Annotated in this window: 12 protein-coding genes; 1 reads left to right on the top strand and 11 read right to left on the bottom strand. The window is 72.9% G+C overall.

Annotated elements, in window-relative coordinates; all coding sequences use genetic code 11:
• Positions 1–3 precede the first annotated feature (3 nt).
• The 11 genes from DRB96_RS14580 to DRB96_RS14530 form a co-directional block, all read right to left on the bottom strand.
• Positions 4–2808, bottom strand: a complete 2805-nt coding sequence (locus tag DRB96_RS14580; RefSeq protein ID WP_162689001.1) for a serine/threonine-protein kinase — start codon at positions 2806–2808, stop codon at positions 4–6.
• A 5-nt stretch (positions 2809–2813) separates the two neighbouring features.
• Positions 2814–4133 (bottom strand): hypothetical protein, encoded by a 1320-nt coding sequence (locus tag DRB96_RS14575; protein ID WP_239516848.1) that lies wholly within the window; start codon positions 4131–4133, stop codon positions 2814–2816.
• Between the two features lie 101 nt (positions 4134–4234).
• Positions 4235–5170, bottom strand: coding sequence for a glutamate ABC transporter substrate-binding protein (locus tag DRB96_RS14570; protein ID WP_239516847.1), 936 nt, complete (start codon positions 5168–5170; stop codon positions 4235–4237).
• Positions 5171–5334: 164 nt separating this feature from the next.
• Positions 5335–6660 carry a hypothetical protein gene (locus DRB96_RS14565; protein ID WP_112453420.1) on the bottom strand — a complete coding sequence of 442 codons (1326 nt, stop codon included), beginning with the start codon at positions 6658–6660 and terminating at the stop codon, positions 5335–5337.
• Between the two features lie 335 nt (positions 6661–6995).
• Complete coding sequence (locus DRB96_RS14560; protein WP_112448848.1) at positions 6996–8015, bottom strand: BadF/BadG/BcrA/BcrD ATPase family protein; 1020 nt, start codon at positions 8013–8015, stop codon at positions 6996–6998.
• Entirely contained in the window at positions 8006–9271 is a 1266-nt protein-coding gene (locus DRB96_RS14555) for a 6-phospho-beta-glucosidase (RefSeq protein WP_112448847.1), read from the bottom strand. The genes DRB96_RS14560 and DRB96_RS14555 overlap by 10 nt, the downstream gene beginning before the upstream one ends.
• Positions 9272–9276: 5 nt before the next feature.
• Positions 9277–10191 carry a carbohydrate ABC transporter permease gene (locus tag DRB96_RS14550; protein WP_239516580.1) on the bottom strand — a complete coding sequence of 305 codons (915 nt, stop codon included), beginning with the start codon at positions 10189–10191 and terminating at the stop codon, positions 9277–9279.
• Positions 10192–10196: 5 nt separating this feature from the next.
• Positions 10197–11156 carry a sugar ABC transporter permease gene (locus DRB96_RS14545; RefSeq protein WP_112448846.1) on the bottom strand — a complete coding sequence of 320 codons (960 nt, stop codon included), beginning with the start codon at positions 11154–11156 and terminating at the stop codon, positions 10197–10199.
• A gap of 6 nt (positions 11157–11162) precedes the next feature.
• Positions 11163–12497 (bottom strand): ABC transporter substrate-binding protein, encoded by a 1335-nt coding sequence (locus DRB96_RS14540; protein WP_112448845.1) that lies wholly within the window; start codon positions 12495–12497, stop codon positions 11163–11165.
• Between the two features lie 98 nt (positions 12498–12595).
• Complete coding sequence (locus DRB96_RS14535) at positions 12596–13846, bottom strand: ROK family transcriptional regulator (RefSeq protein WP_112448844.1); 1251 nt, start codon at positions 13844–13846, stop codon at positions 12596–12598.
• A gap of 158 nt (positions 13847–14004) precedes the next feature.
• A complete protein-coding gene (locus DRB96_RS14530) occupies positions 14005–15042 on the bottom strand; it encodes a mechanosensitive ion channel family protein (RefSeq protein WP_112453418.1) in 1038 nt (345 codons plus the stop codon).
• A 322-nt stretch (positions 15043–15364) separates the two neighbouring features.
• Between DRB96_RS14530 and DRB96_RS14525 the strand changes: the two genes are divergently transcribed.
• Positions 15365–15910, top strand: coding sequence for an HNH endonuclease (locus DRB96_RS14525; RefSeq protein ID WP_112448843.1), 546 nt, complete (start codon positions 15365–15367; stop codon positions 15908–15910).
• Positions 15911–15970: the final 60 nt, after the last annotated feature.

The raw sequence follows: 15970 nt of genomic DNA, 5'->3' as shown, positions 1-15970 counted from the left end.
CAATCACACCCACGTCCGTGGACGGAAACGGTTTGCCCGCTCCACCAGTTCGATCCTCTCCTCGCCCCGCTGTGCCAGCCGTGCCAGCACGCGGAACGAGCGCTCCAGGCCGAAGCGCAGCCCCCGCTCGTCCAGTTGGCAGCCGAACAGCGAGGTGCCTCCGGGGTCGGAACCCCGGCTACCCGACAGTACCCAGTCCAGCGCCGAGCCCAGAACCTCCGCCCTCAGGCGCTCGTGGCGCACCGAGTCCAGGCCGAGCCTCCCCAGTGCCTCCACCTGGGCCGCGGTCGCCGCCAGATCGGGCAGCAGGGCTTCCTGCGGTGACCGGTCGCGCAGGCGTGCCCGTACGGCCGCCACCCGCGCGGCGGTGTAGTGGATCGAGGCCTCCGGTACGGACTCCAGGGTGCGCACGGCTCCGCCCCGGTCCCCGGCGGCCAGCTGCACCCGGGCCAGCCCGAAGGCGGCCCCGACGAAGCCGGGGTCGGTGGCCCACACCAGGCGGTAGTACTCGGCGGCGTTGTCCAGCTGCCCCAGGACCTCGGCGCACAGGCCCAGCGCCAGCTTCGGCGCGGGCTCGCCGGGGAAGGCGTCGTAGACGGCGTCGAAGGACAGCGCCGCCGTCTCGTCCTCCCCGACGGCCAGCGAGGCGATGCCGCGGGCCCACACCACCCGCCAGTCGTCCGGATGGCGGGCCTCCAGCGCGGCCAGTGCCTCGAAGACCTGGGACGCGTCGGCCTCGCCCAGCTCCAGCCGGGCCCGGAGCTCCCGCAGCCGCAGCTCGGCGGATTCGGCCGGTGCCGAGCCGAGGGCGGCCAGCAGGTCGGCCGGGGCGGAGGCCAGCAGGCCCGCCAGGAATCCGGCGTTGAGGTCGGCGGCGTCGACCAGCGGAACCGGCAGCGCCAGCGCGGCCACGCGGGGGGCCAGCGTCGACAGCTCGGGCCGCCGCCCGGCGGCCGGGGCGGACGCCGGCTCCACGGCCGCCGGGGCGCGGCGCGGCGCGGGCACGGCCGGACCGGCGGCCTTGTGCGTCGCCGTGGTCACGAGCCCGGACGCTCCGTAGCCCGTGATCGGCGCCGCCGAGGGGGCCACCAGCGGGTCGGCGGCCGGCGCGGCCGCACCCGGGCCGAACCCCGCACCCTGACCCCCACCCACACCCGGGCCGAACCCGGCACCCTGACCCGCACCCGGGCCGAACCCGGCGGCCGAGCCCGGGACGGAGGCCGGGGGAAGACCGGCCCCGGTCGCCGGAACGGCCGGACCCCGGACCGTCCTGCGGCGCTTCGGGGGCCGCCTGCCCAGCCGGGAGACCTCCGCTCCCGGCTCGTCGGTGAACAGCCGGTCGTCCGGGACCCGCAGCTCCGGCCCGAACAGCGTGGAGACCTGCGGCCTCGGCCGGCCCGTCTGGAGCGCGACGACCTCGCGCAGCACTCCCGTCAGCTGGTCCGCCATCTCCTGCGCCGAGGAGAAGCGCCGGCCCGGATCGGGGTCGGTTGCCCGTACCAGCAGCCGGTAGAACGACTCGTACCGCCCGAACACCTCGATGTGCTCCGGGTCCGGCAGCGAGTCCACGAAGACGTTGGTGTAACCCTGGAAGTCGAAGGTCAGGACGGCCAGCGTGCGCGCCACCGTGTACAGGTCGGAGGCGACCGAGGGGCCGACCTCCGCGACCTCCGGCGCCTGGTAGCCCACGGTGCCGTAGATGGCCGACTCCTCGTCGTCCATCCGCCGCACCGCGCCCATGTCGATCAGCTTCAGCTGGTCGGCCTGCTGGATGGCGTTGTCGACCTTGAAGTCGCAGTACAGGAGGTTCCTGCTGTGCAGGTGGCCGAGTGCCTCCAGGGCCTCGATGCCGTACGCGCAGGCCTGCTCCACGGGCAGCGGATCGCGCCGCCCGTCCGTCCGCCGCCGCTCGTTGGCGATCTCCTTGAGCGATTTGCCGCCGACGTACTCCATCACGATGTACCCGTCCAGCGAACCGGTCCGCTGGTCCAGGTGCTCCACGAAGTTGTAGATCCGCACGATGTTGGAGTGCTCGATCTCCGCGAGGAAGCGCCGCTCCGAGATCGCGGCCGCCATGGCGTCCTGGTCGCCGGTGTCCAGCAGGCCCTTGAGCACCACCCACCGGTCCGAGACGGCCCGGTCCACCGCGAGGTAGACCCAGCCGAGGCCGCCGTGCGCGAGGCAGCCCGCGACCTCGTACTGGCCGTGGACCAGGTCGCCCGCGTGCAGCTTCGGCACGAAGGAGTACGGGTGCCCGCACTTGGTGCAGAAACCTTCCGTCCGTCCCGGCCGCTCACCGCGCGCCCGGCCCACCGGAGCACCGCAGTCCGAGCGCGAGCAGAACCGCTTGCGCTCCGGGACCTCCGGATTCTCCAGCACCGACTCCGAAGGATCCGGACGCGGCACCTCCGGTACGTTGACCAGCCCTGCCCCGAGCCGGCTGCGGCCCGAGGCCGAGGGGGCCGAGCCCGAACTGCGCACCGACACCGACCGGGTGGACGCGGCGCCCGTGAGCGCGCGCGAGAGCCGGCCCGACACGGAGCGCCGGGAGGAGGACGACCGCGAGGACCGCGAGGCCCGCGAGGAGGCCGAGGAGGAGGACCGCCCGGACCCGTGGGACCCCTGGGAGCCCTGCGAATCCCCGTGGCGCGCCGCGCTCGTCATCGCCGTCGGCACCGACACCAGCTGCTCGGCGCCCGCCGCGACCGCGCCGGCCGGCGCGAGGCCGCAGGTGTCGCAGTACAGCTCGCCGCCGCCCATGTCCTCGTACGAGCCGGGGCAGCCGGGGCGCATGCACGCCGCCGCGATCAGACTCACGCGTCCCCCTCTCCCGGCCCGGCGGGCCACTCCCGATCCGAAGCCTGCTGTTGCTGTTGCTGGTGCCCGTGTTGCTCGTGTTGCTGTGGTTGCTGCTGCGGTACCAGGGTCTCGGCCGTCGCCCATTGGTAGCGCAGCACCGCCTGCTCGGCGGCCCGCAGATCGCAGGGCGCGCTCCACAGCATCCGCCGGGCCGTGTCGTACCGCTCGATCAGCAGCGGGTCCTCCGCCATCCCGTGCCGGGCCACCTTCGCCTTGTAGGCGTCGAGCCGCCCGCGCAGCTCCGCCCGCACCGCGAGCGGGGCCGTCACCGCGGTCAACGATTCACGGGCCCGCAGCAGTTCCTCCTCGGCCCGCTCCTCCAACGACTCCAGCAGCGGGGACAGCCGGTGCCACTGGGACCGGCGCCGGTACTCGGCCGCCGCCGACAGCTGCTCCTGCAGCGCCGTCGGCGGACCGCTCACCGCGGGCACCTCGGACGCGGCGATCTTCGCCAGCACCTCGCCGCGCGCCACCCGGGCCTCCGCCAGGGTCCGGTCGGCCCGGGAGAGCACGTCCCGCAGGCCGATCAGCCGCTGCTCGGAGTCCTGCCGGACGTCCAGCACCGCCTCCACCTCCCGGCGCACGTCCTCCAGCGCGAGGGCGGCCCGGTCGTACCGCCCGGTGTCGGGCCGGCCGCCGCCCGGCGCCGAACTCCCCGACACCGCGACCCAGAACGCCAGCGGGTCCTCGATCACCCGCGCCCGCAGGTCCGCCAGCTCGGCGGTGATGGCCTCCAGGTCGTCCCCCGAGGGGTGCTCCCCCGGACGGACCCCGACCGAGTGGGCGAGCGCGCGGGTGCGGTGCAGCTCGGCGGAGAGCAGGTCGATCCGGGCGGGCAGCGCGGACCACACCGAATCGGCGGCCACCACCACGTCCAGGGAGCCCGCGTACAGCTCGTTCATCCGGGACACCAGCTCCGCGAGCGAGAACCGCTCAGCGAGCGCGGCGCCCTCCACCGCGGCCCCGGCGATCAGCACCCCGGGCCCGCACAGCCGGTCGGTCAGCTCGACCAGGTCCTCGCGGCTCGGCCAGCGCCGCCGCTCCCGGATCTCGCGGGCAGCGGCCAGCGCACCGCTGTAGGCGTCGAAGTAGCGCCACAGCCGGGTGATGGCCGCGTCCGCCACGGCCCACCGCTCCTTGGTGACCCCGGTCAGCCCGGCGCCCTCCAGCAGCCGCCGCCCGGAGTGGTCCTGGAGCGCGAGCAGCGAGGTCTCGACGGCCTCGTGCTCCGCGCCCAGCCGGGCCAGCGCGCGGTCCACGCCGTCCCTGTCCAGCACTGCCGGCTGTGCCCCCAAAGGATGTGCCCCCAAAGGATGTGCCTCCACCGGTCCCGCCTTCGGTCTCGTGACATCGGGCTCAGAATCCGCCACCGGCCTCAGTCCCGGTACTTGGGCGCCGGCGGTCCGCTCACGCCGGGCAGCACGGGCTTGAGATGGGTCGTGTAGGCGCTCATCCACGGGCTGTTCTCACCGCCCGCACGGTAGTCCTCCAGGACCTTGTTGACCCGCCGCACCAGATCGCCGGCGTCCTTGTTCATGGCCACCCCGTAGAACTCCTTGGTGAACGGGGAGCCGACCAGCTGGATCGAGGGGTCCTGCGCGGCCTGGCCGGCGGCGAGGGCGTTGTCCGTGATGATGCCGTCCACCTCGCCCAACTGCAGCCGGACCAGGCAGTCCAGCTGGTTGGGCACGCTGACCGGGACGGACCCGTACGACTGGGAGGCCAGGGCCGCCTCCGCCGTGGAACCGGCCGCCGTGCAGATCCTGCGGTCCTTCAGGGAGGCGTCGTAGCCGGTGATCGCCGAGCCCTTGGGCGCCAGCACCTGCTGTCCCGCCTCGAAGTACGCCGTCGAGAAGGCGACGTCCTCCAGCCGCTTGCAGTTGATGGTCATCGTCCGCACGACGATGTCGACGGTGTTGTCCTTGAGCGCGGGGATGCGCTGGCTGGTGGGGATCGCCCGGTAGATGACCGCCTTCTCGTCGCCGAGGATGTCCTTGGCTATGGCCTTGACCAGGGCGATGTCGAAGCCGTCGAGCTGGCCGGCCGGATTGCGGTAGCCCCACTTGAAGCTGTTCTGGTCCACGCCCGCGACGAGGTGGCCCGCCGCGCGGATCCGCTGGATGGCCGGGCCGTCCAGTCCGCCCGGCCGCAGGCTCGCCTCCGGGTCCTGGCAGGTGTCGCCGGGAGCCAGCGGGGCCACGGCCATCCTGGCCGGCTCGCGCACCGGCGCCGCGTGTCCCGTGCCGCCCGGGGCCGCGTGGGCCAGTGGCAGGAGCACGGCCGCGGCCGTCAGCGCGCAGGCCGCCGCCATCGCGCCGACCCCGCCCCAGCCGCGCAGCCGGCGCGCGAACCGCCGCAGGCCGCCGGGCTCGTGCTCCGCGTCCGCGCCGTGGAGCCCGGCGGCCCTGGTGGTCCCGATGGCCCCCGCGTTCCCGGAGCCCTCGTCCTCGTGCCTCGTCCGTCCCGGCATCGCGCTCACCTGTACTCCGAAAGCCTGCGGCCGATGCCGAGCAGTGCCGCCACCGCGCCGACGACCGCCAGGGCCGCCGTGCCTGTCAACAAACCGTCGAGCGCCCCGAGCCCGCCCTGGGCCGCCCGGGTGAACTCCCGCTGCTCGTGGACCACGGCCTGTTCCAGCGAGGCGTCCACCGTGTCGAAGGCGGTCCCGCTGTACTCCTTGTGGTCCTTGTCCCCGATGACCTGGCCGAGGGCGCCCTGGTAGTCGCCCTTCAAGTCCGTCTGCCGGGCGGCCGTGTGCAGTTCCTTCCACCGCTTGACCCCGTCGGTGGCGCCGGCGACCGGGGCGCGGCCGGCCTCGTCGTCCGCGAGCTTCGACGCCGTCGCGAGGCCCGCTTCCAGGAGCTTCATGTCGTGGTCGTAGTCCACGTCGTACTTGTCGGACTTCTTGTCGTCCGCCAGGACGGCGCCGCGCGAGATCAGCGTCAGGTTCTCGTTCGCCCGCGCCCGCAGCGAGGCGATCCGCGCGTCGTTGAGCACCTTGAGGGACTCCTGCCCCTCCGCGCGCGCCTCGCTCAGCCCCGACCGGGCGACCGTGTGCCCGGCGACCAGCCACAGCAGCACCACCAGCGAGGCGGCGGTCGCCGCGACCAGCCCGTGGTTGAAGACCCGGTTGGTCCGGCGGTAGTTGCGCAGCTGGGCCCAGAGCAGGGCGGCCAGCGCGAGCAGGCCCGTGCCGATCGAGGCCAGCGGCACGGAGCGGGCGTCGTCGTAGTCCGTGTAGAGCCGGCCGGTCTCCGACTCGTAGAGCCGCTGCGCGGCGGGCAGCAGCTGGGTGCTCATCTGCTCGTTGGCGTAGCGCAGGTAGGCGCCGCCGAGCGGCAGGCCCTGCTTGTTGGTGGCCCGGGCCTGCTCGATGAGGCCGGAGTAGCGGGGGAGCTGCTCGCTCAGCAGGGTGATCTGTTTGCGGGAGTCCTCGCCGGCCGTGGTGTTCGCGGCCGCGCTCACCAGCAGCCGGGACGCGTTGGCCATGTCCTTCTCGTACCGCTGGCGGACCTCGCGCGGCTCGTCGCTGCCCGCGAGGAACCCGCTGGAGGAGGCCGTGTCGGCATCGGCCAGCGAGCGGTAGATGCTCGCCGCGTCGGCGCTCAGCGGCTGGCTGCGGCCCACCACGTCGTCGGCGGCGGTGACCCGGCCGGAGACCTCCCAGAAGGACACCGCGCCGAACAGCAGGACCAGAGCGGCCAGGACCGCGCCGATGATCCGCAGCCGGCCCGGCTCGGTCGTGGCGGCCGCGCGCAGCCGGTCCACGCCCTCGGCCCAGGCGGTGACCCGCCGGGGCAGCCCGTCGGGCGGTGGCGCGGGCGGCGCGGAGGGCGCCGCGAGGCCGCCTCCGGGCGCGGGCGCGCGTGACGTGATGGCCACCGTGACCTCCCCCTCGGTCCTTAGTGCTTCGCAGCAGTATGGCCTTAGTGACGGTGGACCACAGCACCCGGTGCTGGATCAAGCACGATCCGCCCCGGTCCGTCCCCCCGGCGCCGCCCCCCTCCCGCGCGCGACCCCTCCGTCACCCCTTCACCGTGAATACGCCCCGGAGCCCTCCGTGGTTCCTGACCGGTCGCCCACGGGGGTCACTCTTTCGGGTCGGGGGTGTCGGCGTCCTTTCGGGCGAGGAGCATTCAACCGAAATGGGCACGCAGCTTGCCGTGGGCCTCGGGGCCCGCGCCGATCGCGTCCAGCCCCAGCAGGCCGGCGCCCAGCACCGGCGGGGCCGTCACCACCGACAGCAGGGCGTACGGGGCCCGCTCGGCGAGCAGCTCCCCGATCCGCCCGTTCAGCTGCGGGTGCCGGGCGGCCAGCACGCCGCCGCCGAGCAGTACGGGCGCCTCCTCGCCCAGCAGTCCGAGCCGGTCCAGCGCCACCGACGCCAGCGCCACCACCTCCTCGGCCTGCCGCTCGACGAGCGCCGAGGCGACCGCGTCGCCGCCCGCGGCCGCCGCGAACAGCACGGGCACGAGCTCGTGGACGCGGCCGGGCGCGATCGTGCCCAGGTGGACCGCCTCGATCAGTGCGTACATGGAACCCAGCCCGAAGTGGCCCGGCAGGGCCGCCGCGAGAGCGGTCGGCCCGCCGCGTCCGTCCTCGGCGCGCGCCGCCCACCACATGGCCTCGAAGGCCAGTCCGCCGCCGCCGCCCCAGTCGCCCGAGATCTGCCCGAGCGCCGGGAAGCGGGCCGTGCGCCCGTCGGGCAGCATGCCCACGCAGTTGATCCCGGCCCCGCACACCACCGCGACCCCGCGCGGCCCCCCGGCCCCGGTCAGCCCGGCCCGCAGGATCGCGAAGGTGTCGTTGCGCACCTCGGTGGCCGTGCCCCAGCCGCGCGCGCCGATGGCCCGCGCGAGCTGGAGCTCCTCCACCGGCAGGTCCGCGTTGGCCAGACAGGCCGAGACCTGGACGGCGTACGGACTGCCGGGCGCGAGGTGCGCCATCCCGGCGGCCTCGACCGCCTCGGCGACGGCCTGTCCGACGACGTCCACCGCCGCCTCCACCCCGACGCGCGGGGGCTGGAAGCCGCCCGCGCGCCCGGTGCCGAGGACGCGGCCGTCCGCGGCGATCAGCGCCACGTCCGTCTTGCTGTTGCCCGCGTCCACGGCGAGGACCGCCGCGGCCGCCGGCGGGACGGGCCGGCTCACGCCCATGCCAGATGCTCCTTGTTGTGCGCGAGGAGCCGGTCGGTCAGCCCCTCGGCGAGGTCGAACTGCCCCACCAGCGGGTGTGCCAGCAGGGCCTTGAAGACCCGCTCGCGGCCGCCGCGCAGCGCCGCGTCCAGCGCGAGGTCCTCGTACGCCGTCACGTGCCCGACGAGCCCCGCGTACAGCGGGTCCAGGCGGGGTACGGCCAGCGGCGCCGGTCCGGAGCGGTCCACCCGGGCCTGCACCTCGATGACGGCGTCGTCGGGGAGGAAGGGCAGGGTGCCGTTGTTGAGGGTGTTGACCACCTGTACGGCGCTGCCGCCGTCGCCCAGCAGGGCCGCGGCCAGGTCCACGGCCGCCTCCGAGTAGAAGGCCCCGCCCCGCTTGGAGAGCAGCTCCGGCTTCTCGTCGAGCGCGGGATCCCCGTACAGGCCGAGCAGCTCCTTCTCCATCGCGGCGACCTCGGCGGCCCGCGAGGGCTTGGTCCCGAGCTCCCGGACCACCTCGTCGTGCGCGTAGAAGTAGCGCAGGTAGTACGAGGGCACGGCGCCGAGCCGGTCCAGCACCGCGCGCGGCAGGCGCAGGTCCGCGGCGATGGCGTCGCCGTGCGCGGCGATCAGCCCCGGCAGCAGGTTCTCGCCCTCCGGACCGCCCTTGCGCACCCCCAGCTCCCACGTGAGGTGGTTGAGGCCCACGTGGTCGAGGTGGATGTCGGCCGGAGTCAGGTCCAGCATCGCGGCGAACCGGCGCTGGAAGCCGATGGCGACGTTGCACAGCCCGACCGCCTTGTGCCCGGCCTGGAGCAGGGCGCGGGTGACGATCCCGACCGGGTTGGTGAAGTCGATGATCCACGCGTCCGGGTTGGAGCGTCGCACCCGCTCCGCGATGTCGAGGACCACGGGCACCGTGCGCAGCGCCTTGGCGAGGCCGCCCGCGCCGGTGGTCTCCTGGCCGACGCAGCCGCACTCCAGCGGCCAGGTCTCGTCCTGGAGGCGGGCCGCCTGGCCGCCGATGCGCAGCTGCAGCAGCACCGCGTCCGCGTCGGCGACGCCCGCGTCGAGGTCGGAGGTGGTGGTGATCCGGCCCTGGTGCCCCTGCTTGGCGAAGATCCGCCGGGCCAGGCCGCCGATCAGCTCCAGCCGGTCGGCCGCCGGGTCGATCAGGACGAGCTCGCTGATGGGCAGGGTGTCGCGCAGGCGCGCGAATCCGTCGATCAGCTCGGGCGTGTAGGTGGAACCGCCGCCCACCACTGCGAGTTTCATCGTTACTAGCCTTTCACTCCGGTCAGGGTGACGCCCTCGACGAATGCCTTCTGGGCGAAGAAGAAGAGGACGATCACGGGGGCCATGACCAGCACGGTCGCGGCCATGGTGAGGTTCCAGTTGGTGTGGTGGGCGCCCTTGAAGGACTCCAGTCCGTAACTGAGGGTCCAGGCGGCCGGGTTGTCGGACGCGTAGATCTGCGGGCCGAAGTAGTCGTTCCAGGCGGCGAAGAACTGGAACAGCGCGACGGCGGCGATGCCGGGCTTCGCCATCGGCAGCACCACCCGCAGCAGGGTGCGGAGCTCGCCGCAGCCGTCGACCTTGGCGGCGTCCAGGTACTCGTCGGGGATGGTCAGCAGGAACTGGCGCAGCAGGAAGATGGAGAAGGCGTCGCCGAAGGCCATCGGGATGATCAGCGGCCACAGCGTGCCGGACAGGTCCAGCTGCTTGGCCCAGAACAGGTACATCGGGATGACGACCACCTGCGGCGGCAGCATCATCATGGCGATCACCAGCAGCAGCGAGAGCCGCCGGCCGCGGAAGCGGAACTTGGCGAGCGCGTAGGCGACGGGCACCGAGGAGACCACGGTCAGCACGGTGCCGAGGCCCGCGTACAGCAGGGTGTTGCGCCACCAGGTCAGGAAGCCGGGGGTGTCCCACACCTTCGCGTAGTTGCCCCATTCCCAGCTGCGCGGCCACAGGTCGCGGGTCAGCGCCTGCTGGTCGCTCATCACCGAGGTCAGGAAGAGGAAGACGAAGGGGAGGACGAAGAAGAGGGCCGCGGCGACGCCGAGGGAGTGCACGGCGATCCAGTGCAGGACGGCCCGGCGGCGCGCGGTGCGCACGGCGCGCGCCGACCGCGAGGGACCGGACGCGGTGGGATCCGGGGTCCGCTCCGCGCGGGTGATGGTCTGGCTCATGTTCCTCAGTCACCTGCCTCGATCAGCCCGCCGCGCCGCCGCATCAGCAGCGCGGTGAAGGCCATGGAGAGGGCGAACAGCACCAGGGCGACCACGCAGGCGGTGCCGTAGTCGAAGCGCTGGAAGCCGACGTTGTAGATGACCTGGGGGAGGGTCAGCGTGGACTTCTCGGGGTACCCGGGCTCGAACTGCTGCCCCGAGCCGCCCATCACGCCGGACGCCACCTTCCCCGCCACCAGGGGCTGTGTGTAGAACTGCATCGCCTGGATGACCCCGGTGACCACCGCGAACAGGATGATCGGGGAGATGTTCGGCAGGGTGATGTGGCGGAAGCGCGCCAGCGGCCCGGCCCCGTCCAGCTCGGCGGCCTCGTACTGCTCGCGCGGTACGTCGAGCAGCGAGGCCATGAAGATGACCATCAGGTCGCCGACCCCCCACACCGCGAGCGCGGTCAGCGCCGGCTTGGACCAGGCGGGGTCCGTGAACCAGCCGGGCGCGGGCAGCCCGACCGCCTCCAGCAGGGTGTTCACCGGGCCGGTGCCCGGGTTGAGCAGGAAGACGAAGGCCAGGGTCGCCGCCACCGGCGGGGCCAGGTAGGGCAGGTAGAACAGGGTGCGGAAGACGCCCGTACCCAGCTTGATCTTCGTGATGAGCAGGCCGATGCCGAGGCCGAAGGCGACCCGGCAGGCGACCATGACCAGGACCAGCCACAGGGTGTTGCGCATCGCCGGCCAGAACATCGGGAGGTCGGCGAAGACGTAGGACCAGTTGTCCAGCCCGTTGAAGACGGGCGGGCGGAAGCCGTCGTACTTGGTGAAGGAGAAGTAGACGGTCGAGACGAGCGGGTAGGCGAAGAAGACGCTGAACCCGATCAGCCAGGGCGACATGAAGGCCGCCGTGCGCAGCGCCGAGCTGCCGCGCTTCGCCCGCAGCTCGGGGGAGGGGGGGATCGCGGTCGTGGTCATGGGTGGCTACTTCGCCTTCGCGATGTCCGTGTCGATCTGCTGGTCGGTCTTGGCGAGCCCGGCCGGGATGTCCGTGACGTCGCCCTTCTCGACCGAGTACGCGAAGTCGGTGAAGGTCAGCTGGTAGGTGCCGCCGTCGACCTGCGCGGGCGTGGTGTTCGACTTCGGGTGCCTGGCGATGTCGATGAACGTCTTGAACTCCGGGGCCACCTGGAGCCTGGGGGATTCGAGCGCGGCCAGCGTCGAGGGGATGTTGTGGATGGCGTTGGCGAAGTCCACGACCGCGTCGGTGTCGGACGTCATGTACTGCGTGAGCTCCCAGGCGGCGTTCTGCTTCGAGCTCTTCGAGGAGATGCCCATGATCGTGCCGGCGAGGTAGCCCTTGCCGTAGTCGGCGAGCTGGTCGTCGGGGACGGGCATCGGCGCGGTGGCGATCTCGAACTTCACCCCGGCCTCCTTGGCCATGGCCGCCCGCCATTCGCCGTCGATCTGCATGGCCACCAGACCCTGGTGGAAGGGGTGCTCCGCGCTCCACTCGTCGCCGAAGGTGTTGCGGAACTTCTCCAGCTTCTCGTAGCCGCCGAGCTTGCCGACCAGGCCCTTCTGCGCCGTCAGCATCTTCGCGAAGGCGGGGTCCTTGGCCAGGTTGGACTTGCCGTCGGCGCCGAAGTACGTCGGGTTCCACTGGGCGGCCAGGCGCTGGGGGGCCGTCTCGTAGCCGTGGAAGGTGGGCATGATGCCGAGCCGCTCGTACGAATCGCCCTTGGGGACGGTCAGCGCCTGCGCCGCCGCCTCGAACTGGCTCCAGGTCTTCGGCGGTTCGGTGATCCCGGCGGCGTCGAAGGCGGTCTTGTTGTAGACGAGGCCGTACGCGTCGTGCAGCAGCGGCAGCGTGCACTGGTTGCCGTTGAACTGGGTGTACTCCAGCAGGGTCTTGGGGAAGACCTTGGCCTTGTCGACCCCGGACTTCTTCAGGAAGGGGTTCAGGTCCGCGAAGGCGCCGGTGTTGCAGAACTTGCCGACGCTGTCGGTGGTGAAGGACGCGACGACGTCGGGGGCCTTGTCGCCGCCCGCCCGCAGCGCCTGGTTGATCTTGTCGTCCGTCATGTTGCCCGTGACGTTGACCTTGATGTTCGGGTGCGCCTTCTGGAACCGGGCGATGTTGTCCTCGATGGCCTTGACCTCGCTGGGGGCGGACCAGCCGTGCCAGAAGTTGAGGGTGACCTCCTTGTTCGGGTCATCGCCCGCCGTGTTGGACGCCGAGCCCGTACACGCGGTGGCGAGTACGGATATCGAGGCGAGGGCGACGGCTGCGGCGGTCAGGCGGCGGGTTCTGGGCATGGCGAGGTCACTCTCTGCGCGGGGGGACTTCCTGGAAGGGCCGTGCGGGTGGGGCGGTACGTGCGGTGCGGTGCGGGTGGGGCGTCGGGGGCCGCGGGTCAGCGGCGCGAGGTGTCGAAGACCTCGTCACGGGTGGCGGCGAGGGCGCGCTCCAACGCCCCGCGCAGCACGGGCCGCTCCCGGACCTCGCCCGTGACCAGCAGCGGCCGGGAGGGGGCGAGGTCCGCGAGCTCGGCTTCGAGGAGTTCGCGCAGCGGTTCGCCGCCCGCGATGGTCAGCGCCCCGGAGAGCACGACGACCTCGGGGTCCAGTACGGCGACCAGGGAGGCGAGGCCGGTGGCGAGCGCGGTGGCGTACTCCCGGAGCAGTTCCAGATGGGCCCCCTCGGGCGAGGCGGCCGCCTGGGCCAGCAGCGCGGCCGCGGCTTCGACCACCGCCCCGGACTCGGCCCCGTGCACGGCTCCGTGGACCGATCCGGAGCCGGCGTCGGCGGCGGGCGGCGCCTCGATGCCGAGCCGGGCCGCCATCGCCGGCAGCACCTGTACGCCGGCCAGCTCCTGGTAGCCGCCCGAGTTGACCCGGGTGACCTGGCGGACCAGCGGGTGGCCGGCGACCGGCAGGAAGCCGACCTCCCCGGCGCCGCCGGTCCAGCCGCGGTGCAGCCGGCCGCCGAGCACGAGGGCGGCGCCGAGGCCCTCCTCGTTCCACAGCAGGACGAAGTCCTCGTGGCCGCGGGCGGCGCCGAGGCTCTGCTCGGCCACGGCGGCGAGGTTCACGTCGTTCTCGTATTCGAGCGGCATCGGCAGGGCCGCCGCCAGCTCGTCGAGGAGGGTGGGGGACTGCCAGCCCTCGAGGTGGTCGGCGTAGCGCAGCACCCCGGTGCGGGGGTCGAAGGAGCCGGGGGTCGCGATGACCACCCGGTGGATGTCGCCGAGGTGCAGCCCGGCGTCCTTGACGGCCTCGCCGAGGGCGCGGGTGACCTGGGCGACCGGCCCGGTGCCCTCGGAGTACGGGAGCTCGTGGCTGCCGATCACCTCGCCTGCCAGGTCGGCGACGGAGGCGAGGATCCGGCCCGGGGTGACGTCGAGTCCGGCGACGTGCGCGGCCCGCGCGTTGACCGCGTAGAGCTGGGCGTTGGGGCCGGGGCGGCCGGTGGCGGTGCCGGTGGCGACGACGAGCCCGGCGGCCTCCAGGCGGGCCAGCAGTTGGGAGGCGGTGGGCTTGGAGAGTCCGGTGAGGTGCCCGATCCGGGTCCGGGACAGCGGACCGTGCGTCAGCAGGAGCTCGAGCGCGGCCCGGTCGTTGAGGGCGCGCAACAGGCTGGGCGTACCGGGGGTGGCGGCGGGCATGGGGTGTTTTCTCCCTCACCGAGGTGAACTGTTAGGTAAGTTTCCTATCAGCGTGTGAGTCGTGTCAATGGCGGCGCCCGTGCTCTCGTCCGGCCACAACCACCGCTGCCCCCGCAGGTCGAGCCTGCGGGGGCAGCGGGGCACGCGTGGGGCGGGTGCTACTTGGAGATCCGGGGGCCGGAGCCCGGCCCGCCGACGGCCGGCGGCGGGATCGGCACGGTCGCCAGGGACTGCGGGGAAGCCGGGTTCGCCAGGGCCGAGGGCGGGGCGACGGCGGCCGAGGGATCGGCCGGCGCCTCGTCCTCGTCGGCCGCGGCGAGGCCCCCGACGATCCCGATGCCCGTGTGGTCGAAGGCCTCCTTGATGCGCCAGCGCAGTTCGCGCTCCACGGCGAACTGCTGGCCCGGCATCGTCTTGGCCGAGACCGACACCGTCATCGAGGCCAGCAGCACCTCGTCCAGGCCCAGCACCTCCACCGGACCCCACAGGCGCTCGTCCCACGGGGACTCCTTGGCCAGGGTGTCGGCGATGTCCTGGACCACCTCGCGGATGCGGGCGAGGCTCTCGGTCGGCTTGACCTGCACGGCCACGGCCGCCGTCGCCCAGCCCTGGCTGAGGTTGCCGATCCGCTTGATCTCGCCGTTGCGGACGTACCAGATCTCACCGTTGTCGCCGCGCAGCTTGGTGACGCGCAGCCCCACCTCGACGACCTCGCCCGAAGCCACCCCGGCATCGATCTTGTCGCCGACGCCGTACTGGTCCTCGAGGATCATGAACACGCCGGACAGGAAGTCGGTGACCAGGTTCCGGGCGCCGAATCCGATCGCCACACCGGCCACACCGGCGCTCGCCAGCAGCGGGCCCAGGTTGATGTCGAGCGCGCCGAGCACCATCAGGCCGGCCGTGCCGAGGATCAGGAACGAGGCCACCGACCGCAGGACCGAGCCGATCGCCTCGGAGCGCTGGCGGCGCCGCTCGGCGTTCACCAGCAGACCGCCCAGGGCCGTGCCCTCGACGGCTTCCGCGCCGCGGTTCATTCGCGTGATCAGCTTGGTCAGGGACTTGCGGACCACCGAGCGCAGGGCGAAGGCGATGACCAGGATGAGCAGGATCCGAAGACCCAGGTACAGCCATCCGGCCCAGTTCTCCTCGATGAAACTGGCCGCGTTCGTGACGTTCTCGTGGGTGTCTCTGATCGTTTGGGACGCGTCCGGGGTGTCGGCTGCGAGGGGTGGCAGGGCGGCAGGCCTGGGCACGGCGGGGTACCTCCAGATGTAGCGTCCTGCCCGCGGAAGGGTGGTGCGGGCAGACCATCCACCCTAACGGGGCACTCGACCCGCCTTGTTGCCCTGTTCGAGGGAGAGACCAGACTCACGTGGGGATGAAACCCGGTGTGGTCGAAAACACCTCGGACCCGTTACGGGCGCGTGGTGGCGCTTCGACCAGCCGTAAGGGGAGACTGGAAAGCAGATCGTCCCGGCGCGAGCCACGCGCCGCCGGCGTACAAGGAGGCAGTCCGTGCCGCACGTCCTGGTCCTCAACGCGTCGTACGAGCCCCTCGGCGTCGTACCGCTCCGTCGCGCGCTCGTCCTCGTCCTGGAGAACAAAGCGATCTCCCTGGAAGAATCCGGCGCCTTTCTGCACAGCGCGACAAGGGCCGTCCCCGCGCCCAGCGTGGTACGGCTCAAGCGTTTCGTGCGGGTCCCCTACCGGGGGCCCGTTCCACTCACCCGCCGCGCGCTGTTCGCCCGGGACGGCGGCCGCTGCATGTACTGCGGGGCCGTCGCCACCAGCGTCGACCACGTGATCCCGCGCAGCCGGGGCGGGCAGCACGCCTGGGACAACGTCGTCGCCGCGTGCCGCCGCTGCAACCACGTCAAGGCCGACCGGCACCTGGTCGACCTCGGCTGGCGCCTGCGGCACCAGCCGGCTCCGCCGTCCGGGCTGGCCTGGCGGATCATCGGGACGGGGCACCGGGATCCGTGCTGGATGCCGTACCTCCAGCCGTACGGGGCGGAAGACGCGCTGGACCGGATCGGGGTCCCGGCGGCCGCGGCCTCCTGACCGGCCCGACCCCAACCCTGACCCCGACCCGGGCCTGCGGAGCCCGGGCCTGCGGAGCCC

Origin of the sequence: Streptomyces sp. ICC1 (assembly GCF_003287935.1) — a bacterium.
Taxonomy (GTDB): Bacteria; Actinomycetota; Actinomycetes; order Streptomycetales; family Streptomycetaceae; genus Streptomyces; species Streptomyces tritrimontium.
This window is presented reverse-complemented; position numbering and strand designations above follow the sequence as displayed.

Bases quoted from the DNA above. Each gene is read 5' to 3' on its own strand.
- DRB96_RS14570 (WP_239516847.1), bottom strand. From the start codon at position 5,170: ATGGCGGCGGCCTGCGCGCTGACGGCCGCGGCCGTGCTCCTGCCACTG.
- DRB96_RS14560 (WP_112448848.1), bottom strand. From the start codon at position 8,015: ATGGGCGTGAGCCGGCCCGTCCCGCCGGCGGCCGCGGCGGTCCTCGCC.
- DRB96_RS14555 (WP_112448847.1), bottom strand. From the start codon at position 9,271: ATGAAACTCGCAGTGGTGGGCGGCGGTTCCACCTACACGCCCGAGCTG.
- DRB96_RS14550 (WP_239516580.1), bottom strand. From the start codon at position 10,191: ATGAGCCAGACCATCACCCGCGCGGAGCGGACCCCGGATCCCACCGCG.
- DRB96_RS14545 (WP_112448846.1), bottom strand. From the start codon at position 11,156: ATGACCACGACCGCGATCCCCCCCTCCCCCGAGCTGCGGGCGAAGCGC.
- DRB96_RS14540 (WP_112448845.1), bottom strand. From the start codon at position 12,497: ATGCCCAGAACCCGCCGCCTGACCGCCGCAGCCGTCGCCCTCGCCTCG.
- DRB96_RS14535 (WP_112448844.1), bottom strand. From the start codon at position 13,846: ATGCCCGCCGCCACCCCCGGTACGCCCAGCCTGTTGCGCGCCCTCAAC.